Source organism: Kribbella sancticallisti (assembly GCF_039530625.1).
Taxonomy (GTDB): domain Bacteria; phylum Actinomycetota; class Actinomycetes; order Propionibacteriales; family Kribbellaceae; genus Kribbella; species Kribbella sancticallisti.
Genome location: NZ_BAAAOS010000036.1, coordinates 7,628 through 29,349, shown reverse-complemented (window position 1 = coordinate 29,349; position 21,722 = coordinate 7,628). Strand labels below are relative to the sequence as shown.

At 67.7% G+C, this 21,722-nt stretch carries 19 protein-coding genes; 13 read left to right on the top strand and 6 right to left on the bottom strand.

The window, feature by feature from the left end:
- Position 1 precedes the first annotated feature (1 nt).
- Complete coding sequence (locus ABD255_RS24940) at positions 2 to 1,099, bottom strand: hypothetical protein (protein ID WP_344217984.1); 1,098 nt, start codon at positions 1,097 to 1,099, stop codon at positions 2 to 4.
- A gap of 135 nt (positions 1,100 to 1,234) precedes the next feature.
- Between ABD255_RS24940 and ABD255_RS24935 the strand changes: the two genes are divergently transcribed.
- The 3 genes from ABD255_RS24935 to ABD255_RS24925 are packed head-to-tail and all read left to right on the top strand — an operon-like array spanning position 1,235 to position 4,389.
- On the top strand, positions 1,235 to 1,684 hold the full coding sequence (locus ABD255_RS24935) for a MarR family winged helix-turn-helix transcriptional regulator (RefSeq protein WP_344217982.1): 450 nt from the start codon (positions 1,235 to 1,237) through the stop codon (positions 1,682 to 1,684).
- Complete coding sequence (locus tag ABD255_RS24930; protein WP_344217980.1) at positions 1,681 to 2,958, top strand: MFS transporter; 1,278 nt, start codon at positions 1,681 to 1,683, stop codon at positions 2,956 to 2,958. Before ABD255_RS24935 ends, ABD255_RS24930 begins: the two co-directional genes overlap by 4 nt.
- 36 nt (positions 2,959 to 2,994) lie before the next feature.
- On the top strand, positions 2,995 to 4,389 hold the full coding sequence (locus ABD255_RS24925; RefSeq protein WP_344217978.1) for a mycothione reductase: 1,395 nt from the start codon (positions 2,995 to 2,997) through the stop codon (positions 4,387 to 4,389).
- Between the two features lies 1 nt (position 4,390).
- Here ABD255_RS24925 and ABD255_RS24920 read toward each other — a convergent pair whose 3' ends face one another.
- Positions 4,391 to 5,866: an LLM class flavin-dependent oxidoreductase gene (locus ABD255_RS24920; protein ID WP_344217977.1), complete on the bottom strand. Its 1,476-nt coding sequence runs from the start codon at positions 5,864 to 5,866 to the stop codon at positions 4,391 to 4,393.
- A gap of 34 nt (positions 5,867 to 5,900) precedes the next feature.
- Here ABD255_RS24920 and thpR point away from each other — a divergent pair, with 34 nt between their 5' ends.
- The 5 genes from thpR to ABD255_RS24895 are packed head-to-tail and all read left to right on the top strand — an operon-like array spanning position 5,901 to position 10,654.
- A complete protein-coding gene (gene thpR / locus ABD255_RS24915; RefSeq protein ID WP_344217975.1) occupies positions 5,901 to 6,464 on the top strand; it encodes an RNA 2',3'-cyclic phosphodiesterase in 564 nt (187 codons plus the stop codon).
- A 51-nt stretch (positions 6,465 to 6,515) separates the two neighbouring features.
- On the top strand, positions 6,516 to 7,370 hold the full coding sequence (efeU, locus tag ABD255_RS24910; RefSeq protein WP_344217973.1) for an iron uptake transporter permease EfeU: 855 nt from the start codon (positions 6,516 to 6,518) through the stop codon (positions 7,368 to 7,370).
- Between the two features lie 30 nt (positions 7,371 to 7,400).
- Positions 7,401 to 8,543, top strand: a complete 1,143-nt coding sequence (gene efeO, locus ABD255_RS24905; RefSeq protein ID WP_344217971.1) for an iron uptake system protein EfeO — start codon at positions 7,401 to 7,403, stop codon at positions 8,541 to 8,543.
- Positions 8,540 to 9,805: an iron uptake transporter deferrochelatase/peroxidase subunit gene (efeB, locus tag ABD255_RS24900; protein WP_344217969.1), complete on the top strand. Its 1,266-nt coding sequence runs from the start codon at positions 8,540 to 8,542 to the stop codon at positions 9,803 to 9,805. Before efeO ends, efeB begins: the two co-directional genes overlap by 4 nt.
- A gap of 33 nt (positions 9,806 to 9,838) precedes the next feature.
- Positions 9,839 to 10,654, top strand: a complete 816-nt coding sequence (locus tag ABD255_RS24895; protein WP_344217967.1) for a hypothetical protein — start codon at positions 9,839 to 9,841, stop codon at positions 10,652 to 10,654.
- On the opposite strand, the gene ABD255_RS24890 is transcribed toward ABD255_RS24895, so the two are convergent.
- From ABD255_RS24890 to ABD255_RS24875, 4 genes are all read right to left on the bottom strand, one after another.
- A complete protein-coding gene (locus tag ABD255_RS24890) occupies positions 10,615 to 11,454 on the bottom strand; it encodes a carbohydrate ABC transporter permease (RefSeq protein ID WP_344217965.1) in 840 nt (279 codons plus the stop codon). The genes ABD255_RS24895 and ABD255_RS24890 overlap by 40 nt on opposite strands.
- Positions 11,447 to 12,430: a carbohydrate ABC transporter permease gene (locus ABD255_RS24885; protein ID WP_344217963.1), complete on the bottom strand. Its 984-nt coding sequence runs from the start codon at positions 12,428 to 12,430 to the stop codon at positions 11,447 to 11,449. Before ABD255_RS24885 ends, ABD255_RS24890 begins: the two co-directional genes overlap by 8 nt.
- 98 nt (positions 12,431 to 12,528) lie before the next feature.
- On the bottom strand, positions 12,529 to 13,848 hold the full coding sequence (locus ABD255_RS24880) for an ABC transporter substrate-binding protein (RefSeq protein WP_344217961.1): 1,320 nt from the start codon (positions 13,846 to 13,848) through the stop codon (positions 12,529 to 12,531).
- A 167-nt stretch (positions 13,849 to 14,015) separates the two neighbouring features.
- Positions 14,016 to 15,101, bottom strand: a complete 1,086-nt coding sequence (locus tag ABD255_RS24875; RefSeq protein ID WP_344217959.1) for a LacI family DNA-binding transcriptional regulator — start codon at positions 15,099 to 15,101, stop codon at positions 14,016 to 14,018.
- Between the two features lie 97 nt (positions 15,102 to 15,198).
- Here ABD255_RS24875 and ABD255_RS24870 point away from each other — a divergent pair, with 97 nt between their 5' ends.
- The 5 genes from ABD255_RS24870 (at position 15,199) to ABD255_RS24850 (ending at position 21,695) form a co-directional block, all read left to right on the top strand.
- Positions 15,199 to 16,917, top strand: a complete 1,719-nt coding sequence (locus ABD255_RS24870; protein WP_344217957.1) for an acyltransferase — start codon at positions 15,199 to 15,201, stop codon at positions 16,915 to 16,917.
- A 96-nt stretch (positions 16,918 to 17,013) separates the two neighbouring features.
- Positions 17,014 to 18,135 carry a hypothetical protein gene (locus tag ABD255_RS24865; RefSeq protein WP_344217955.1) on the top strand — a complete coding sequence of 374 codons (1,122 nt, stop codon included), beginning with the start codon at positions 17,014 to 17,016 and terminating at the stop codon, positions 18,133 to 18,135.
- A 95-nt stretch (positions 18,136 to 18,230) separates the two neighbouring features.
- Complete coding sequence (locus ABD255_RS24860; RefSeq protein ID WP_344217953.1) at positions 18,231 to 18,656, top strand: hypothetical protein; 426 nt, start codon at positions 18,231 to 18,233, stop codon at positions 18,654 to 18,656.
- Between the two features lie 502 nt (positions 18,657 to 19,158).
- Positions 19,159 to 20,439 carry a class I SAM-dependent methyltransferase gene (locus ABD255_RS24855; protein ID WP_344217951.1) on the top strand — a complete coding sequence of 427 codons (1,281 nt, stop codon included), beginning with the start codon at positions 19,159 to 19,161 and terminating at the stop codon, positions 20,437 to 20,439.
- Positions 20,440 to 20,744: 305 nt separating this feature from the next.
- The gene (locus ABD255_RS24850) at positions 20,745 to 21,695 is read left to right on the top strand and encodes an SdiA-regulated/phytase-like domain-containing protein (protein ID WP_344217949.1); all 951 of its coding nucleotides are present in this window, start codon (positions 20,745 to 20,747) and stop codon (positions 21,693 to 21,695) included.
- Positions 21,696 to 21,722: the final 27 nt, after the last annotated feature.

Sequence of the window (21,722 nt, the reverse complement as noted above, 5' to 3'; positions counted from 1 at the left end):
GTCAGCCGTGCGGGTCGCCGGCCGGCAGCAACCGCTTGCGCAACTCCAGGTACTCGGTGCGGGCGGTGAAGAGTTCGCGGAGTTCGTCCGTGACGTTGTCCAGGAACTCGGTGCGGTACGTCGCGTCGGTCATCAGCGAGATCGAGTAGTACAGACCGGTGAAGTTCGCGATCCCGATGGCGACCTTGACCAGGGCGGCGCTGATCAGCAGCGGATGACCGAACAGTTCGAACTCGTGTGACCACGAGCCAGGGCTGATGCCCCACCCCTCGTAGATGTGCTCGCTGATCGCGAGCAGGCCGAAGCCGACGAAGAACAACCCGACGCCGGCGCTCACCACCAGCCCCTGCATCCACTGGCGGATCACCAGGCTGATGCTGAGGTTGAGGCGCTGGATCCGGCGCAACGGCGGGCCGGAGCCGGCGTCGCGCTCGATCACGTCCAGCTCCTTCGGCAGCCGCAGGATCAGGAACAGGTCGCTGAGCAGGGTGAAGGCGACCACGGACAAGACGATGAACTCGACCGGCATGCCGGCGAACACCTGCCACATCTCGGTGTTCACGAACAGCACGAGCGAGAAGACCAGCAGCAGCGGCAGGGCCCGGACCAGGCTGGCCACCGAGTTCGCCAGCTCGGCGCCGAGCCGGTGCAGGCCCCAGATCGTGGTACCGATCAGGCCGTAGCCGACCACGACGTAGACCAGGCCGACGAACACCAGGTTGCCGACGGCAACACCAAAGAACTGCCGCAGCTGGCCCTCGGAGGCGAGCGGGAGCAGCGCCGGCAGCAGCACGAAGACGGCGAGCTCGGGGATGCCGAACCGGGTCGGGAAGGACCAGAACCGGCGGCCGCGGAGGCGGTTCAGGACGCCGAAGCCGCTGATCAGGATGGCGAGGCCGAAGCCCGCGGCGAGCAGGTTCTGCCACAGCGGCCACTCGAGCGAGGTGGCGCCGAGCATCTCCGCGATGAAGACGAGCACCAGCACCGGTACGGCCCGGCTGAAGATGTCGTGCGTCGGCGAGAAGTCCTTGATGAACAACGGCAGCCCGGCCCGCCGAAAGCGCTGCTCGTACCGCGCGAGCTTTGCAGGTGTCCCCATGGCAGCGAAGACTAATCGCTGACAGCGCCGGAGAGCTGAACGGCCCGTACGCCGCCGGTAGTCACTGCCTGACTACCGGGGGAATATCCGGGCAACTCATTTTCGTTAGCAAAGGTAATGAGTTAAGCTAACCATATGCCCGAAGTCGTAGCGCAGCAGGTGAAGAGTGACGTCGGGCTGGCGAGCGCCCTGAGGTCGTCCACACTGCGGTTGTCCCGGCAGATCCGCCGGCAACGGGTGGAGGGACACGACCTCACCGCCAACCAGCTCGGCGTCCTCGGCGCCCTCGGCAAACACGACGCGATGACGATCGGCGAGCTGGCCGCGCACGAGCAGGTCAAGCCGCCGTCGATGACGCGGATCGTGTCGAACATGGAGGAGGCGGGCCTGGTGGTCCGCCGCCCGCACGAGACCGACAAGCGCCAGATCGTGGTCGACCTGACCGAGGCGGCGCACGCGCTGCTGCAGGCCAACCGGCGGCGCCGCGACGAGTGGCTGCAGACCAAGCTGAAGAAACTGACCCCCGAGGAGCGCGACATCCTGCGCAAGGCTGCCCCTGTCCTGGAACGTCTGGCGGCTACATGAGCCCCACGTTTTGTGCTTTTAAAGTCCGCAACTTCCGTTATTACGCCACCGGCGCGATCATCTCGAACACCGGCACCTGGATGCAGCGTGTCGCCCAGGACTGGCTGGTCCTGGAGCTGACCCACTCCGGGACCGCCCTCGGCATCGTCACCGGCCTGCAGTTCCTCCCGGCGCTGCTGCTCTCGCCGTACGCCGGACTGATCGCCGACCGCTTCCCCAAGCGCCGGGTGCTGACCCTCACCCAGATCGCGATGGGCACGGTCGCCCTGGTGCTCGGCACGATGACGGTCACCGGCGTGATCGAGGTCTGGCACGTCTTCGCGCTGGCCTTCCTCTTCGGCGTCGGGACCGCGTTCGACGCGCCGACCCGGCAGTCGTTCGTGGTCGAGATGGTCGGCAAGGACGAACTGTCCAACGCCGTCGGCCTGAACTCGGCCTCCTTCAACGCCGCGCGGCTGGTCGGCCCGGGCCTGGCCGGTCTGCTGATCCACTGGATCGGCACCGGTCCGGTGATCATCATCAACGGCCTCAGCTACGCCGCGGTGATCCTGTCGCTGCACCTGATGCGCACCAGCGAACTGTACACCCCGAAGGTCGCCGCCCGCGACAAGGGGATGATCCGGGACGGGATGCGCTACCTGTGGCGCCGGCCCGACCTGATGATGGTGCTGGTCGCGGTGTTCTTCGCCGGCACCTTCGGGCTGAACTTCCAGATGACGTCCGCGCTGATGGCGACCAGTGCGTTCCACAAGGGCCCGGGGGAGTACGGCATCCTCGGCTCGATCCTGGCGATCGGCTCATTGGCCGGCGCGCTGCTCGCCGCCCGCCGGGTGCGGACCCGGGCCCGGCTGGTGATCGGGGCCGCGCTCGCCTTCGGCGTGATGGTCGTCGTCAGCGGCCTGATGCCGACGTACCTGTCGTTCGCGATCGTGCTGCCGCTGGTCGGGTTCACCGCGCTGACGATGCTGACCGCGGCCAACGCGACCATGCAACTGGGTATCGAGCCGACCATGCGCGGCCGGGTGATGGCGCTCTACATGACCGTACTGATGGGCGGTACGCCGATCGGCTCGCCGTTCATCGGCTGGGTGGGCGAGAGCTTCGGCGCCCGCTGGTCGCTGATCGTCGGTGGTGGCCTCACCATCCTCGGCACCGTCGGCTCGGTCCTGTACTTCAACCGCCGCCGCGGCCTGTCCCTCCGCCCCCACCTGCTGCCCCGCCCGCGCCTCGAGGTCGTGCCCCAGACCGTGCTTCACGGCGAGAAGGCCGCCTAGCAGCTGCCTTTTTGGTCGTCACCCGCACAATGGGGTGTGACTCATTACGACTTGGTGGTCGTCGGCACCGGTTCCGGCAACACGATCGTGACCAAGCAGCTCGCGGACTGGAAGATCGCGATCGTCGAGCGCGGGATCTTCGGGGGAACCTGCCTGAACGTCGGCTGCATCCCGACCAAGATGTTCGTGCACACCGCGGACCTGGCCGCGATCCCGGGCAGCAGCTCCCGGTTCGGGCTGGACGAGAAACTGACCGGCGTTCGCTGGCCGGAGATCCGGGACCGGATCTTCGGCCGGATCGACCCGATCTCGGCCGGCGGCGCGGAGTACCGGCTGCACCACCCGAACAACGCGAACGTCACGCTGTACGAAGGCACCGCGCACTTCACCGCGGAAGGTGAGCTCACCGTCACCCGGACGACCGGCGGGGAGACCGAGTCGCTGACCGCCGACCGGTTCGTGCTCGCCGCCGGCAGCCGCCCGATCGTGCCGCCCATCCCCGGGCTGGCCGAGACCGGCTTCCACACCTCCGACACGATCATGCGGCTCGACCAGTTGCCGCGCCGGCTGGGCATCATCGGCGCCGGGTTCGTCGCGGCCGAGTTCGCGCACATCTTCTCCTCGCTGGGGGTGGAGGTGACGGTGATCGGGCGGTCCGACCTGATGCTGCGGCACGAGGACCGCGAGATCGCGACCCGCTACACCGAGATCGCTCAGCAGCGCTACTCGGTCAAGCTCCTCCACGAGACGGTCCACGTGCAGCGCCGCGACGACGGGATCCTCGTGAAGACGCTGAACCCGGCGGGGCCGGACGAGTTCGTGGTGGACGAACTGCTGGTGGCGGTCGGACGGACGCCGAACTCGGACATCCTGAACGTCAAGGCCACCGGCATCGAACTGGAGGAGGACGGCCGGGTGGTGGTCGACGAGTTCCAGGAGACCGCCGTTGAGGGGATCTACGCGCTCGGCGACATCTGTTCGCCGTACCAGCTCAAGCATGTCGCGAACCACGAGGCCCGGGTGGTCGAGCACAACCTGCTGCACCCCGACGACCGGATCGATTCCGACCACCGCTTCGTCCCGCACGCCGTCTTCGGATCGCCGCAGGTCGCCTCCGTCGGTTTGACCGAGGAGGAAGCCGTCGAGCAGGGCATCCGGTACGTCGTCGGCCGCGAGGCGTACGCCGACATCGCGTACGGCTGGGCGATGGAGGACACGACCGGCTTCGCGAAGATCCTCGCGGACCCGGACAACGGCCAGATCCTCGGCTGCCACGTGATCGGCCCGCAGGCGGCCAGCGTGATCCAGCCGGTCATCCAGGCGATGAGCTTCGGACTGGACGCCCCGACGATGGCCCGCGGCCAGTACTGGATCCACCCCGCGATGCCCGAGGTCATCGAGAACGCTTTGCTCGCCCTGAAGCTCAACTAGCTCAACGGAAGGCGGCGATCACGTCCGCCATCGTGTCCAGGGGAGTCAGGTCGTCGTCGAGGTCGGGCAGGCTGAGCATCACCTCGGCGGCTCCGGCCTCGGCCAGTTCGCGGAACCGGCCGATCTGGTCGTCGACGGTGCCGGCGTTGACCGACGCGGCGTACTTGGCCGGGTCCTGGTTGCGCGGGCGGAGGCGATCGACGAGTTCGGTGACGTGCTGGTGGTTCTTGCCGACGAGCGTGGTGGACAGCTGGGTGAGCCGCGGTGGTTCCTTGCCGGGCTCGGTGTGTGCCTTGAGGAACTCGGCCTTCTCGCGCACCTTCGCGGCATCACCGAAGACGTTGGCGGCGTCGGCGTACCGGGCCGCGAGCTTGAGGGTTCGTTGGCCGCTCCCGCCGAGCAGGATCGGCAGCGGGTCTTGCAGCGGGCGCGGGTAGCAGGCCGTCTCCGGTACGTCGAGCACCTTGCCGTGCCAGGGTTTGTTGCCCGGCCCCCACAGCACCGGGAGCAACTGCAGCGCATCCTCCAGCAGGGCATAGCGATCGCTGACCGACGGAAAGTCCCACCCGTACGCCTTGTGCTCCGCCTCGAACCAGGCGAGCCCCAGTCCGCACACAGCGCGTCCACCGCTGAGCACATCCAGCGTGGCGGCGATCTTTCCGAGATGCGCGACGTTGCGGTAGGTGATCCCGCTGACGAGCGTGCCGAGTTTCACCCGCTCGGTGCAAGCCGCGAGATAGGCGAGCGTGGTCCAGCTCTCCAGGAAGTCCTCCCAAGCCCGTCCCACCTGCGGGATCTGCCGGAAGTGGTCCATCACGTAGATGCCGTCGAAGCCCGCGGCCTCGGCCTTGGTCCCGATCTGCCGGATCCACTCCGCCGTGGTCTTGCGTCCCGCTTGGTGGGTGTAGCTGCTCAACTGCAGCCCGAACCGCAGCGTCGCCGGCGCATCCTGTTGCCGCCGCGCCGCTTCCGCCGCCTGAACGAACACCTCCGGTACTACGCGTACCGCCCGCGGCGCCAGTACTTCGTCGTACCCCTCGTCGGGGAGTTCCTTGTTCACCTGCGCCCAGGTCTTCAGTTGCGCGGTCAGCACGTCGGCGGGAATCCTTTTGGCCCGCTCGCGATTCCGCCGCCGGCATTCGGCGGCCGGGGTGTCGAAGGCGACGGCCACACACGGGATCCCCTGCTCCCTGGCCTGCCTCAACCAGTTCGCCCGCCGCTCCCGGTCGAGGCCCAACGTGTCGATCACGGTGGTCAGCTTTCGCCCGATCCGTTGCCTGACTACCTCCTCCAGCAACGCGAACGCGTCGGCGCTCGCCGCCAGGTCGTCCTCGCCGGCGCCGACCAAGGCCCGGAGCCGATCGCTGGACACGATCAACTCCGGCCCGAACGTCTCCGCCGCCCAGGTCGACTTCCCCGAGGCCCCCGGCCCGACCAGCACCACCACGCACGGCGACGGCAGATTGCGTTCGTCCATGAAACCCAGTTTCCACCGTCGCTAGGCTTTCCGGATGCGATTGTTTGTGGCGGTGGTGCCGCCGGTGGAGGTTGTCGAGCATCTGAGCGAGTTCGTGGAGCCGCGGAGGGTCTATCCGGACGAGGACATCCGGTGGGCGGCGGACGAGAACTGGCACATCACGTTGGCGTTCCTGGGAGACGTACCGGAGTACAAGACCGATGACCTGGCCGAGCGGCTGGAGTCGGCCGCGAAGAGGCAGAAGCCGTTCGACCTGCAGTTGGCGGGGTCGGGTGCCTTTCCGAGCGTGGCGGACGCGCGGGTGCTGTGGACCGGAGTACGGGACGAGTCCGGGGCGCTGCCGCATCTGGCGATGACGACGCGGTCGGCGGCGAACAAGGCCGGGGTGACCGTGGACGGGCGGAAGTTCACCCCGCACCTGACGCTGGCCCGGCTGCGGCAGCCGACGGACGTGGTGCGCTGGGTGCGGATCTTCGACGAGTACCGCGGACCCAGGTGGACTGCGGACCGTATCGAGTTGATCTCATCGCGTCTCGGCCAGGGTCCGAGCCATGGTGCGGCGTACGACACAGTGGGCGAATGGGAGTTCTTAGGTTAACCTTCGGAAGGTTAGCCGTACCTAACATTTTCGCAGTCTTGGAGTGCCGCCATGCTCGCCAACTACCTGATCGGCCTGCGCGAAGGGCTCGAGGCGTCGTTGGTGGTCAGCATCCTCGCCACCTTCCTGGTCAAGTCGGGGCATCGCGATCGGCTCAAACTGGTCTGGATCGGAGTGGGCGCCGCGGTCGCGGTGGCGGTGGCCGGCTGGGCGCTGCTGCAGTTCATCACCTCGCTGACGGCCCGCTCCTTCACCACCCAGGAGACGATCGGCGGGGTGATGTCGATCGTCGCGGTCGGCTTCGTCACCTGGATGATCTTCTGGATGCGCAAGGCGTCCCGCAGCATCGCGAAGGAACTGCGCGACCGGATGGGCCAGGCGCTCGAGATCGGCTCGCAGGCCGTCGTGCTGCTGGCCTTCCTGGCGGTCTTCCGCGAAGGCATCGAGACGGCCTTCATCGTCTACGCGTCGGCGGCGACCGCGACCACCGCGACCCCGTTCATCGGCGTGCTGCTCGGTCTCGCCTCCGCCGTCGTGCTCGGCTTCGCCATCTACCGCGGCGCGGTGAAGATCAACCTGGCCGTCTTCTTCAAGTGGACCGGCGCGCTGCTGATCCTGGTCGCGGCCGGCATCTTCGCCTACGGCTTCCACGACCTGCAGGAGGCGAACATCCTGCCCGGGCTGCACACGCTCGCCTTCGACATCTCCCACGTGATCGCGCCGGACAGCTGGTACGGCGTACTGCTGAAGGGGATCTTCAACTTCAACCCGGCCCCGACGGTGATCGAGTCGATCGCCTGGCTGGCCTACCTCGTACCGGTGCTGGTGCTCTACTTCCGGCCGGTCAAGTCCCCGACACCGCCGCCGTCCGCGGTGCCTGCCGAACCGCGCACCGAAGCGGCCTGAACCACCTCACCCGTCCAGGAGACAGCTCGCATGATCACCATCAAGGCCCGCCGGGCCACCGCGGCCGGCGCAGTACTGCTGCTGGCCGGTCTGACAGCCTGCGCCGACGAGACGCCGGCCGCCGCGCCGGGTGACACCACCGGTCCGGTGGCGGTCAAGGCATCCGACTCCGAGTGCGAGCTGAGCCGCCGCGACGTCAAGTCCGGCACCAGCACCTTCTCGGTCACCAACGGCGGCAGCAAGGTCACCGAGTTCTACGTGTACGCCGACGGCGACCGGGTGATGGGCGAGGTCGAGAACATCGGGCCCGGTCTCAAGCGCGACCTGATCGTCGAGTTGCCGACCGGCAAGTACCAGGCGGTCTGCAAGCCCGGCATGATCGGCGACGGCATCCGCGGCGACCTGACCGTCACCGGTGAGGCGGCGGCGCAGATCGACGAGGACGCCGCGCTGAAGCAGGCGACCGAGAGCTACCAGCGCTACGTCAACTCCCAGGCGATCGCGCTGGAGGAGAAGACCACCGAGTTCGTCGCCGCGGTCAAGGCCGGCGACGTCGCCAAGGCCAAGGCGCTGTTCCCGGTCTCGCGGACCTACTGGGAGCGGATCGAGCCGGTCGCGGAGTCCTTCGGCGACCTGGACCCGAAGATCGACGCCCGGGTCAACGATGTCGAGCCCGGCACCGAGTGGACCGGCTACCACCGGATCGAGCAGGCGCTGTGGGAGAAGAACAGCACCGCGGGGATGGAGAAGTACGCCGACCTGCTGCTCACCGATGTGAAGACCGTGGTCGCCAAGGCCAAGGTCGTGAAGCTCAACCCGCTGCAACTGGCCAACGGCGCGAAGGAACTGCTGGACGAGGTCGCGACCGGCAAGATCACCGGTGAGGAGGACCGCTACTCGCACACCGACCTGTGGGACTTCCAGGCCAACGTGCAGGGCTCGCAGGCCGCGATCCAGGCCCTCCGCCCGGCGCTGCAGAAGCGGGATGCCGCGCTCGTCACCACGCTGGACACGAACTTCAAGACGGTCTACGCCTCGCTGGACAAGTTCCGCGCCGGCGACGGCTTCAAGCCGTACCTGCCGACCGACGCCGAGCGCAAGGAGCTCGGCCGGGTGGTGGACGCGCTGGCCGAGCCGGTCAGCAAGGTCGCCGGAGTGATCGCGAAGAAATGACCGAACGTCGAGCCTTCTCCCGTCGCGGCCTGCTGGGCGCGGCGGGAGCCGCCGTCGCCACCGGAGTCGCCGGGTACGCCGCTCACTCCGCGCTGGCGGGGGAGGAGTCGCAGGCGACCGACACCACCGGCCCGGTCGAGTTCCACGGGACCCACCAGGCCGGCATCGTCACCCCGGCGCAGGACCGGCTGCATTTCGCCACGTTCGACGTGACGACCGACAAGCGCGAGGCCGTCATCTCCTTGCTGAAGGAGTGGACGGCCGCCGCCGCGCTGATCACCGCGGGCCGGGACATCGGCCAGTACGGCGCTGTGAACGGCCCCGGCGAGGCACCTCCCGAAGACACCGGCGAGGCGGTCGGCCTGCCGTCGGCGCGGCTGACGATCACCATCGGGTTCGGCCCGAGCTTCTTCGTCGATGCCAAGGGCAACGATCGGTTCGGGCTGAAGGGCAAGCGCCCGGCGGCTCTGGTCGACCTGCCGCACTTCATCGGCGACAACCTCGACCCGAACCGCAGCGGCGGCGACATCGCCGTCCAGGCCTGCTCGGACGATCCGCAGGTCGCCGTCCACGCGATCCGCAACCTGGCCCGGATCGGTTTCGGCACGGTCGCGGTGCGCTACTCCCAACTCGGCTTCGGCCGGACCTCGTCGACGTCGCGCGCGCAGACCACGCCGCGCAACCTGTTCGGCTTCAAGGACGGCACGAACAACCTCAAGCTGGAAGACACCGCGAAGCTCGAGCAGCAGTTGTGGGTCCAGCCCGAGGACGGCCCGGACTGGATGGTCGGCGGTTCGTACCTGGTCTCCCGGCGGATCCGGATGACCATCGAGACGTGGGACCGGACGTCGCTCAGCGAGCAGGAGGTGATCGTCGGCCGCGGCAAGGGCACTGGCGCACCGCTGGGCAAGGCCGAGGAGTTCGACCCGATCGACTTCGAGGCGAAGAACTCCGACGGCGAGCTCAAGATCGCCAAGGAGGCCCACATCCGGCTGGCGCACCCGCAGTTCAACAACGGTGCGGAACTGCTCCGCCGGGGCTACAACTTCGTCGACGGCTCGGACGGTCTCGGCCGCCTTGACGCCGGCCTGTTCTTCCTCGCCTACCAGCGGGACCCGCGCAAGCAGTTCATCCCGGTCCAGCGGCAACTGGCCCGCTCGGACGTGATGAACGAGTACATCCGCCACGTCGGCTCCGGCATCTTCGCCTGCCCCGGCGGCGTGACCCCCGGCTCCTACTGGGGCGAAAAGCTCTTCGCCTGAACCGGGGACGGCCGCCGCTGCGTACCGGCGGCCGTGAAGAACAAACTGTGGCTGGTGTTCCCGGCCGGTCTCGCGTTGACGTTCCTGTACGGCCAGGGGCACGTCGTGCCGCTGGCCGTGTACCTGCTGCTGGATCTCGCGTACGTCGTGGGCGCCACTTGGCTGATCCGCAAGGATCCGCGGGCGGGTCTGTTCGTGGTGCCCGCGGTGCTGCTGTTCGCGGTCGCGTCCTACACCGGAGGACCCAGCGCCGACGACCCGGCGAACTTGGTGATCAACGCGGGTGGTCTGGTGCTCTGCGCCGTCGCACTGGTCCTGGTGAGCGGCGTGTGGGTTGCGGCTCTGTGGGACGGGCCAGGACGGTTGCCCGCACTGCTCTCGTTACTCCTTGTCCTGCTCGGCTCGGCCGGCTACTTCGCCAACCTGGTTTCCCGGTTCGCGGTAGTGCTGTCGGGCTCGGCTCCTGCTCAGGCGGCGGTGGAGGACGAGGCGTGGATGGCCTCGGAGTACCTGCAGGGGCTCGAAAGTGGTGACTTCATGGTGGTGCTGCTGGTGTGCATGGACCTGCTGCAGGTTGCGTACGTAGTACTGATGTATCTGGCTGCGGCGTTACTCGTGGACGCGCTGCGGCGCGCGGGTCGGATGACCACGCGCGCCGCGTCGACTCTGCGTGGGCTCGGCCTGGTGCTGGCCGGGCTGACCGTGCTGGGAGCTGTGGTTGGTACCGCCGTCCCGGCAGGTGCCTATCTCGCCTTCGGGTTGAGCATTCCCTTCATGACCACGTTGTTGCCTTCATTGATGGCCGGTGGCTACTTGACAGCGCCCGCGGTGACGCCGGCGACGAAGTGACGCTGGGCCAGGAGGAAGCCGATGACGACGGGGATGCTGACGACCAGGGCCGCGGCCATGATCTGGTTCCAGTACACGTTGGTCTGGGTGGAGTACTGGCGTAGGCCGACCGACAACGTGCGGTTGGCCTCCGTCGTCATCACCGAGGCGAACAACACTTCTCCCCAGGCTGTCATGAACGAGTAGATCGCCACCGCGATCACACCCGGCCGGGCCGCCGGCAGGACGACCCGGGCCAGTGCGCCCATCGGTCCGCAACCGTCGACCAGGGCGGCCTCGTCCAACTCGCGCGGGATGCTGTCGAAGTACCCGGCGAGCATCCAGATCGAGAACGGCAGGCTGAAGGTCAGGTAGGTGATGATCAGCCCGAGCCGGGTGCCGACCAACTGCACTCCGACGGAGTTGTTGATGTTCACGAAGATCAGGAACAGCGGCAGCAGGAACAGCACGCCGGGGAACATCTGCGTCGACAGCACGGTGGTGGTGAAGACGGTCCGGCCGCGGAAGCGGAACCGGGAGACGGCGAACGCCGCCAGGATCGCGATCACCACCGAGAAGACCGTCGCGGCCACCGAGACGATCGTGCTGTTGACGAAGTAGCGGGCCAGCGGCACCGTCCGCCACATGTCCACGAACGGGTCCAACGTCAGGTTCGACGGCCACCAGGTGAAGGCGCCCTGCACGTCACTCAGCGGTTTGAGCGACGAGGTGACCATCACGTACAGCGGCACGAGCACGAACAGCCCGAGCACCGTCAGCACGACGGCCCGGTAGATCTTGAAGCCCTTGGTGTCACGCACGACGAGACCTCCGGCCGGTGATGATGAGGTAGGCGCCGGTGACGATCATCAGGAAGATCAGCAGCAGCACGGACATGGCGGCGCCGGACCCGAAGTTCCAGGTCAGGAACGACGCGTTGTAGATGTGGAAGGTGATCAGGTCACCCGCGGGCGGTTGCGCCGTACCGAACAGCACGTACGGCGTGTTGAAGTCGCTGAACGTCCACAGGAACAGCACCAGCACGAGCACCAGGTTGACCGGCCGCAACGACGGCAGAGTGATGTGGCGCCACTGCCGGAGCAAGCCGGCGCCGTCCACGGAGGCTGCCTCGTAGACGTCGCGCGGAATGCTCTGCAGCCCGGCCATCAGGGTCAGGAAGGCGAACGTCCACAGCTTCCACACCGCGACGGTGATCAGCGAGACGAGCGCGTTGCCGCCGATCAGCCAGAACGGCCGGTCCGACGTCAGTCCGAGGTTCTCCACCAGGATGTGGTTCACCGCGCCGGTGTCGCGTTGCAGCATGAAGTTCCAGGTCAGGATCCCGGCGTACGCGGGCAGCGCGTACGGCACGAGGAAGAGCGTCCGGACGATGCTGCGCCCCTTGAACGGCGGCTGCAACGCGACGGCCGCGGCCATCCCCAGACACCACGACAGCGCCAGCGTGATCAGCGAGAACGCGATCGTGACGCCGAAGGACTTCAGCAGTCCCTCACCGACGGCGTTGTCGAAGTCGACGGCCACCTTGTAGTTGTCGAAGCCGGCCCAGGGGGCGGCGGACCAGTTCGCGATGAAGAACTTGGTCAGTTTCACGAAGCTCATCCAGATCCCGACGAACATCGGGATGATGTGGATCAGCAGTTCGAGCAGTACCGCGGGGGCGAGCAGCAGATACGGCAGTTTCCGGCTCAGCCCGGGGCGCTGGTCCAGCCCCCGCTTCTTCCTCGCCCGCGGCTCGGGGCTCGCGGCAGCAGGGGCCTGTTCTGTGGCGACGGACATCCGGTCGCCTCCTGTCTGTGGCTGCGTTCGATCATCTGGCGGGGTAGACGACGACGAGGGTGGCCCGGGGTTGGTTGCCCCGGGCCACCGATCGTGCGTCAGCTACTGGCCGCCACCTGATCCTCGGCGGTCTTCAGGGCCGCCTTCACCTCGTCGGCCGTCACGGTGCCGCCGGTCGCGATCCTGGCGAACATCGTGTTCATCGCCTTGCCGACGGTGCTCTCGAACTGGTCCTCGGCCGGCACCAGCGGCAGCGGCTTGGACTTGGTGTTGTAGACGTCGGCAAAGGTGGCCGCCTCGGCCGCGTCGGTGGTGAACGCCGGCTTGGCGTCCTTCAGCACCGGCAGCGAGGCGAACGGCTTGCCCAGCGTGGTCTGGGTCTCGGCGTCCGTCATGTACTTCACGAACTTGAGCGCCGCGTCCTTGTTCTTGGTGTTCTTGAAGATCGACAGGTTGATGCCGGCCACGTGGCTGGCCACCTGCTCGCCGCCGGCCGGCGACGGGAACGGCACGACGCCGTACTCGCCGGGCTTCATGCCGTTGGCGACGATCGAGGAGTTGGCGTTGTTCTGGTTGATCACCATCGCCACCTTCTTGGTGGCGAAGTCGTTCACCGACTTGGTGCCGTTGTCGTACTGCGCGTTCGACGGGTTGGCGACCTTGTCCTTCTGCATCAGGTCGAGGTACCGCAGTACGCCCTGCACGTTGCCGTCACCGGTGAAGGTCGGCTTGCCCTCGCTGTTGAACCAGTCGGCCTTGTTCTGCGCGGCGTTGATGAAGGCGAAATGCACGTTCTCGGTGTAGCTGCCGGCCGCCAGCGCCATGCCCCACTGGTTCTTCGCCGGGTTGGTCAGCTTCTGGGCCGCGGCGACCATCTCTTCCCAGGTCTTCGGCGGCTGCAGGCCGGCGGCGGCGAACATCGCCTTGTTGTAGTACAGGCCGTAGGCCAGACCGTAGAGCGGGACGGACGTCGGGTCGGTGCCCTCCTTGCCGCCGGTCGCCAGCGCCGTCGGCACGAACTTGTCCTTGCCCCCGATCGCGGTCATCGCGTCACCGTCGAACGGCAGGAACGCGTCGGTCGCCTGAAGCGACGCGGCCCAGGTGTTGCCGATGTTCACCACGTCCGGCGCCTGGCCGGAGGTGATCGCGGTCTGGATCCGGGTCTGCAGGTCGTTCCAGCCGATCACTTCCAGGTTCACCTTGACGCCGGTCTCCTGGGTGAACTTCTGCAGGACCGGGGTCAGCACCTGCTTGTCGTTGTCCAGGCTGGTGCCCTGGTTGCTGGCCCAGTAGGTCAGCGTCGCGTCTCCTCCACCGCCGCCGTCGGAGCTGTCGCCGGAGTCGCTGCCGCCGCACGCGGCCAAGCTGACTCCGAGGGCGGACACCGCTACTGCGGCTACAAGCGAACGCAGTTTCACGTCGGACTCCCTCGTCCCGTCGAGCCTCCGGCAGGGAGCGGAGGCGGATCGGGCCCATAGTGGCCTAACCGGTTAAGTATGGGAACCCGAACCGGTTCAGTTGGGTCGGGTTCGTTATTCGTCCGTGACTCTTCTGCAACTGGGTGTCGTTGGCGACTGACGCACGGTCAGCTTGCAGCAGGCCCTGACGAGTCCCGGACGCGCAGTACCCCGGGAGGTGTCTCCCAATGCAGGCCGGATTCGCCCGCGGCGATCCGGAACAGCAGATCCGCAGCCATCCGGCCGCGCTCCATCGTCTGCTGATCCACCGCGGTGATCCCGGGCCGGGCCAGTTCGCACAGCGGGGAGTCGTCCCAGGCCAGGATCGACAGCTCGTCCGGCACGACGGTCCCCAGATCGGTCGCCACCCGCAGTGCGGCCACCGCCATCAGGTCGTTCCCGAGCACCAGCGCGGTCGGCCGATCCTTCCCGGAGAGCACCTTCCGGGTCATCTCGGCGCCGTCCTCATACCGGTAGTTGCCCTCGAGGTGCGTGACCCGGATCCCGCGCTCGGCGGACTTCTCCTGGAGCAGCCTGACCCGCAGTTGCTCGTGCACGAAGGTGAACGGCCCGCTGACATGCACGACGTCGGTGTGGCCGAGCTCCGCCAGGTGGTCGAGCATCAGGGTGACGGTCTCCTCGGGCGAGCTGATCAACCGCCCGACGCCGTCGTCCGGAGCGTTCGAGCTGACCACGACACACGGCACGCCCAGCTCCTTGAGCAGCGGCACCCGGGGGTCGTCGTCGTGCTCGTCGAACAGGATGAACCCGTCCACCCGGCCCTGGCGGCTCCAGCGGCGCAGTACGTCGAGGTCTTCGCCGTGCTCACCGGTCAGCCGGAGCAGCAGGGACGAGTCGACCTCGTTCAGGTACTGCTCGATGCCGACCAGGGTGCGCATGTAGAACGCCTCGGTGGAGATCAGCGCGGGGTCGCGGGCGATCACGATGCCGATCGTGCGGGTCCGGCTCGCGGACAGCGCGACGGCGGCGGAGTTCGGGTGGAAACCGAGCTCCTCGGCGAGGCTCAGGACCCGCTGCCGGGTCTCCTCGCTGACGCCGGAGCGGCCGTTCAGCGCGTACGAGACCGAGGCCTTCGAGATGTCCAGCCGGCGGGCCAGATCGCTGATCGTGACCCGCTGGCTCCGGCGCGCAGCACTGCTCGCCGGACCGTCGTCGGCGCTCTCGTCGAGGGCCTTGGATCCGGGTGTCGTCATCTCTCGCTCCCACCCCACATGCGCCGAACGTTAGCAGCGCGATTGCCCGACAGGCCGATCCGTACGGCCGGTACCGAGTCTTGGATAGCGTTATCCCATGACCGCGCCAGGCCCCGGACCCGCAGTACGCCGCCTTGATTTCCTGCCCTGGGAGTACGCCGGGGGCGCGGCGGAGGCCGATCGCGAACGACAGGCCGAGCGGCAGCGCGAACTGTCCGGCAAGACCGATCTCGCGCCGGACGTGTACGTCGCGGAGGCGGCGGCGGTGTTCTGCGACGAACTGCGGATGGGGGAGCGCTCGTACATCGGCGCCCATGCTTACGTCACCGGCTCGGTCGCGCTGGGCGCGGACACGACGATCAACCCCTTCGCGGTCGTTCGCGGGCGAATCACCCTGGGCGACGGAGTACGGATCGGGGCTTACGCGTCGCTGCTCGCCTTCAACCACGGCACCGCGCCGGACCGCCCGATCTTCCGCCAGTCGCAGACGTCGCTCGGCATCACCGTCGGAGACGACGTCTGGATCGGCTCGAACGTCACCATCCTCGACGGCATCACCATCGGGGCCCACAGCATCGTCGGCGCCGGCGCCGTCGTCACCAAGAACGTCGACGAGTGGTCGGTCGTCGCCGGCAACCCGGCCCGAAAACTCCGCGACCGCCGCGACCCCAAGCCCTCCGCCGCCACCGCGGCTGGTGCCATCACCGCTGACCCGGCTTCGGGCGCGACCGCCCCTTCACCACCGCCTTTCACTCGGTCCAGCGCTGCCCAACCGGACCTGGCCGCCTTGGCGGCCGCATTCGCCGGTAAGGCGCGGGAGCAGGTGGGTGAGGTGCTGAGTAGGTGTTTCGAGGGTGAGCAGTTCGTGGACCAACCAGGGCTAGGGGGCGCGGTCCGGCCGTGGTGCGATGCGATCGAGATCTCGGATCTGTTGCTCCGGCGTGCTCCTGAAGGCCATTCCACCGACGACCTGATCCGCCGGCTCCGTACCGCCGAGATCTCCGTCCTGGAAGGCCCGGCCGGCTACCACGTCCTCTGCGTCGGCTACGCCCTCCAACTCCTCGGCAGTTGCTTCGAGCATCCAATCGACGTCGCCCTCCCGTCGTCCGCCTTCGATGAGTTGCCCTGGGCAAGAAATGCCTGGAGCGCCGGCGCCGCGATCGACTCCGTCGGCACCGCGATCGCCCGGAACCTCAACGACCACATGGATTCCAGCGAGGACCAGCACTTCCAGCTGATGGGCTGGCTGACTGTACGAGCCGACCCTGAGACCGGAATGTGGGGCCAACCAAACCCCGACGACGGCTGGCTCCAGGTAGTCAACGGCTTCTATCGCCTGACCCGCGGAACGTATGCCCAATTCGGCCTCCCGCTGCCGTATCCCGAGGCGACCATCCGCACCCTCCTGCTCCACTCGCAAGACCGCCGCGTCTTCACCGGCGACGGGTTCAACGCGTGCAACGTCCTCGACGTGATCCACCCGCTCTGGCTCGCCGGGCAGCAGACCGACTACGGACGGGCCGAGGGACGCGCTTGGGCCGAGCGGATGCTGTCCGAGATCCTCACCCGCTGGATCGACGGCGCCGGCTTCGCCTTCGCCCCGGACGGCACCGACGACCGCGCGACCCCGGGTCTGCAAGGCACCGAGATGTGGCTGGCGATCATCTGGCTGCTGACCGACTACCTCGGCTTCTCCGACGTCCTCGGGTACCGGCCGCGGGGTGTCCACCGCCCGGAGCCGCTGGTCAGGATCGGGTCCACTAGCCTGGGTCGGTGGACCCCCGGACCCGACGGCTCGTCACCTCTGTCGTACTAGCAGCGCTCGTCGCCATCGTGGTGATCACCGCGATCGTCCGATGAGGTCGCTGCCACCGGTACCAGTGGGATCCCCGGGCAGCTACCGTTCATCGCCATGAACACCTCGGCCACGCGTTCGCCGTACCTGATGCGGGCTGGTCTGGTCCGCAACGTCCGGACCGGAGAACACCTGACCACGTTCGTGGTGTCGGGCGTGGCGACGGTACTGATCACCAGGTTGTTCCTCGGCCTCAGCGGCTACCCGCAGATCGGCGGCAAGGGGCTGCACATCGCCCACGTCCTGCCTGGCGGCCTGCTGATGCTGCTCTCGATCTACCTACTGCTCGCGTACGTCGGGCCGGTGGTGCGGCCGGCTGCCGCCCTGGTCGGTGGGGTCGGGTTCGGGCTGTTCATCGACGAGGTGGGCAAGTTCGTCACCTCGGACAACAACTACTTCTACCAACCCACCGCGGCCATCGTGTACGTGGTGTTCGTGCTGATCATCCTCGGCTCCCGCTACCTGACGAGCCGGCGGCCGATCGACCAGCGGGAGCAGTTGGCGAACGTGGTCGACCACGCCGTCGAGGGAGTCGCCGGAGGATTGTCCCGACGCCGACTCGCGCAGGCCTCGGAGCAGCTCCGGCTGGTTGGGCCTGAGGTTCCCGCCCGCGCGGAGGCCCGTGCGCTGCTGGCGGCCTGTCCTCCAGATGAGGTCGAGCTGGCTGCTCCGGTGGATGCCGCCTGGCGTGCTCTGCAGCGAGGGTTCGACCGGTTGGCGACCCATCCGCTCGCGCCGCGCATCGCGGTCCTAGTACTGGTGGTGCAGGCTATCGGTGCGCCTGTGATCGCGGCCGGGATCCGGTTCGACCAGGGTCGGCTGCTGTCGGACCTGCCTGTGCTAGGCGTGGCTGCGGGCAGCTTGCTGTCGGCCCACTTCACCCTGCGCGGCTGGCTGCGACTGAGGCGCCTGGACCGAGTCCGAGCGGTGCGGCTCTTCGAGCTGGCCGTATTGGCGTCGCTGCTGGTGACCCAGGTCTTCCAGTTCGCGGGGACTCAGTTCGCGGCCGTCGGGGGCATGACGCTCGACTTGGTCCTGCTGGGGTTGCTGGGCGCCGAGCGGGACCGGTTGAGCCGCCAGGCGGCCCGCAAGTCGCCCGCGACGAAGCCCAAGATGTGGGGCCTTCCGCCGGATCCCCACAGCCCGCCTTTCCCTGAGGACCCGGGCGATCCTGCCTAGCCGTGTCTAGCCCTGTTGAGCTGGGGCTGGATATCCACAGCCTCTCGATCGGTCCTCAGTTCCGACCCGATTCCCGGCATCTTCTCCAGTAAGACATGAAGGGACCGGACGCGGCCGCGGTGGCCGGGCGGCCCGTTCGAGAACAGGAGATGACCATGGTCCGGGTGATGCTCGAGGACGCCGACTACTGCGACGTCCCGGCCGACCTGATGACGTTCGACGAGGGTGTCGTGGTGTTCTGGCGCGAGGGCGAGGAGGTAGGCAGACACCGCCTGGTCCGGATCCGCTCCCTGGAGATGATCAACGCCCGCTCCTTCGGCCGCCGCATCGAAGAGGCCCGCAAGACCTACCCCAACGCCTTCCGCGTCTGGACGAAAGAGCAGGAAGACCTCCTCACCCAAATGTTCAACGCCAACGCCACCAAGGACGAGTTGGTAGAAGCCCTAGGCCGCCAACCCGGCGGCATCGAAACCCGCCTCCGAGCCCTAAACCTCCTCGCCGACGACGAAAAACTCCACTAACCCCACGTGCGGCTGGTGGTGACCGACACCCCGTACTGCGGGGAACGGGTGAGGTGGCTGCCGTCTGCAGCAACCTCGCACTTCGTACGCCCGCGAGGCCCACGACGACCAACCCCGGAACTCCAGAACTCCGGAACCTGCTCCGGGTATGCCTCCGGTTGCCGGCTTCGTGTGTCCACTTGCGGTCGCTAGACCTGTACTTCGCGGGAACAAGACGCGGGCGGGCTGCCTATCCGGCTACCTCCTATCCGGCTACCTCTTACTGCGTCTACCTCCGGAAGAAAGGGTTGAGTTTGTGCGTGCGTGCGCCGGCTCAGGTGTTCGCCTGGGGCGCGCCGGATACGTCGTCTACGGGAACGGGCGCGGGTAGTTGGTGTTGCCCTGTGTTGAGCTGCGTTTCCGGGGAGTTAGGGACTGGATTGGCGGGTGCTGAGGGGTGGTTGGAGGTGGGTTGGGCGAGACCGTTTTGTGATGTGGTGGAGGGGTCGGCGACAATGGCGCGATGCAGGCAGAGCGGGAGCCGGGTGGCGGCGCGGGTGTGGCGGGCGAGGAGTCCGGCGCGCGGGCTGCGATTCGGGCTGCTTTGTTGGAGCCGGGAGAGTTGGTTCGGGCGGTGGGGTCCGGGCGGCGGCGTGGGGCCGACGCGCCGGAGTACCAGCGGGTGGAGGTGCGGTACGTCGACCTCAAAGGCGGGCGGCATCTGCAGATCACCGAGTTCGACGAGCGGCAGTCGCATACCCGCAACACCGGCACGACGGCGACTCCTGACGGGGGGATCGTCGCCGGGGACGCGGTGGAGAAAGTCGTGGACGAGATCCTCGACCTGCCGTACGGAAACTGGCACGTCGAGACGACCACCGAGACGGTGCGGCTGCGGTACACCAAGAAGGGCAAGGCGCTGGTGCACCGGCAGAGTGAGAGCCGGGAGCAGCGGACCGAGCACGACCGGGTGAAGCGGCGGACGCTCGATCCCGACGCGCCGTTCCTGATCGAGCTCGGGATCAGCGATCACCTCGGCCGGGTGAAGCCGTCGCGGCAGTCGAAGTACAAGCAGATCGAAGAGTTCTGCAAGTTGCTCGAGCCGGCGCTGGAAGAGGCGCTGGCTGCGGGGCGGATCGAGTCCGGCCGGCCGCTGCAGGTGGTCGACCTGGGCTGCGGCAACGCGTACCTCACCCTCGCGGCCTATCACCTGCTCACCGCGGCGGGGCACGAGGTCCGGATGACCGGGATCGATCGCAACCCGGCCGCGCGGGAGCGGAACACCAAGCGCGTCACCACGCTGGGCTGGCAGGACCACCTGCGGTTCGTCGACGCGACCATCGAGGATGCCGAGCTGGAGACCCAGCCGGACGTCGTACTGGCGCTGCACGCGTGCGACACCGCGACCGACGACGCGCTGGCCCGGGCGGTCGGCTGGGAGGCGCCGCTGATCCTCGCGGCACCTTGCTGCCACCACGACATCCAAAAGCAGCTCAAGAGCGTCGAACCACCGCCGCCTTATGCGCTTCTCACCAGATATGGCATCGTTCGGGAGCGATTCGCCGATGTCTTGACGGATTCGTTGAGGGCGGCGGTACTTCGACAGGTCGGTTACCGGGTAGAGGTGGTGCAGTTCGTGGACAGTGAGCACACGCCGCGCAACCTCCTGCTCAGAGCTGCCCGGACCGGGGCGAAAGCCGGCCCTGAGGTGCGGTCGGAGTACGAGACGCTGGTCGACGAGTGGCAGGTCAAGCCACGGCTGGCGACGCTGGTCCTTGCCCCCGGCCGCGAGGCGGTGCTTTGAGCTTCCTGCGCAACACCCTCACCTTGACCGCCGTAACCCTCCTCAGCCTCGCAGGCACCACCGCCGGACTCAGCTCCGCCGAAGCAGCCGCTCCCGCACCACAGACAGACCAGACGGCCGCAGCCGGGTCTGCGGTGGGCGGAGCGGCGACGGTGAATCGAGCGGCCGTGGTGGGTAATGCGTCTGCGGTGGGCCGAGCGTCTGCCGTGGGTGGAGTGTCCGCGGTAGGGAGTGTGCCGCTGGGAGTGACGGCTGATCCGTCGCCGGCGGTGCCTAAGAAGTTGTTTGCGATTGAGGACGAGCGGGTGGACGAGTCCTCGGGGCTGGCGAAGAGTGCCAAGTACGAAGGCATTTGGTGGACGGTGAACGACTCCGGGGACACGGCCCGGGTGTTCGGTGTCGACGCCCAGGGAAAGGTCCGGGCGGTGCTGAAGTTCGGTGCCAAGGTGCGTGATGTCGAGGCGATCGCGGTGGACCGCGACGGGACGATCTACATCGCCGACATCGGGGACAACGAGGCGAGCCGGGACATGATCGAGGTGTTCACGATCCCGGAACCGGCTGAGCTCGGCGATACCGAGGGGATCAAGTACCACCGCTACGACTTCGAGTATCCCGACGGTGCTCATGACGCCGAGACGTTGCTGATCGAGCCCAAGACCTCGCGGCTCTACTTTGTGACGAAGGTCAAGAAGAAGCCGGGAGCCTTCTACGCCGCGCCTGAGACGCCGTCGCGGGAGGGGACCAACAAGCTGACCAAGGTCGCTGACGCCCCGGCCGCTCCGCAAGGGATCACCGATGGGACGTTCCTGCCGGACGGCAAGAGTGTCGTACTGCGTACCTACCTCGACGTCGCGACTGTGACCTGGGGCGAGACGCCGACTGTGGTGGCTCGGGCCGCGACGCAGATCGCGCAGGGTGAGTCGGTCGCGATCGGTCCGACCGGGAGCGAGATTCTGGTCGGCAGCGAGGGGAGGGGCTCGGCGGTCTACCAACTGCCGATCCCGGCCAAGGCGGCTGCCGCTCCCAAACCGACCGCGGCGGCGACGCCGAAGCCCGCGGCGGCTGACAGTGCCGAGCCGAAGAAGAACCACAGTCTGCGCTGGATCATCATCGGCGCCGGGTTGCTGGCGATCATCATCACCTTCGTCACCTTCCCGCCCGGCCGGCGCGAACGCCTCGACCGGATGGCAGAGAACGCCCGCCTCACCGGCCAGCCCCCACCCAACCCCCACGGCCGCCGCCGCGCCAACTGACACATAAACGAACAGCTCAGAACCAGA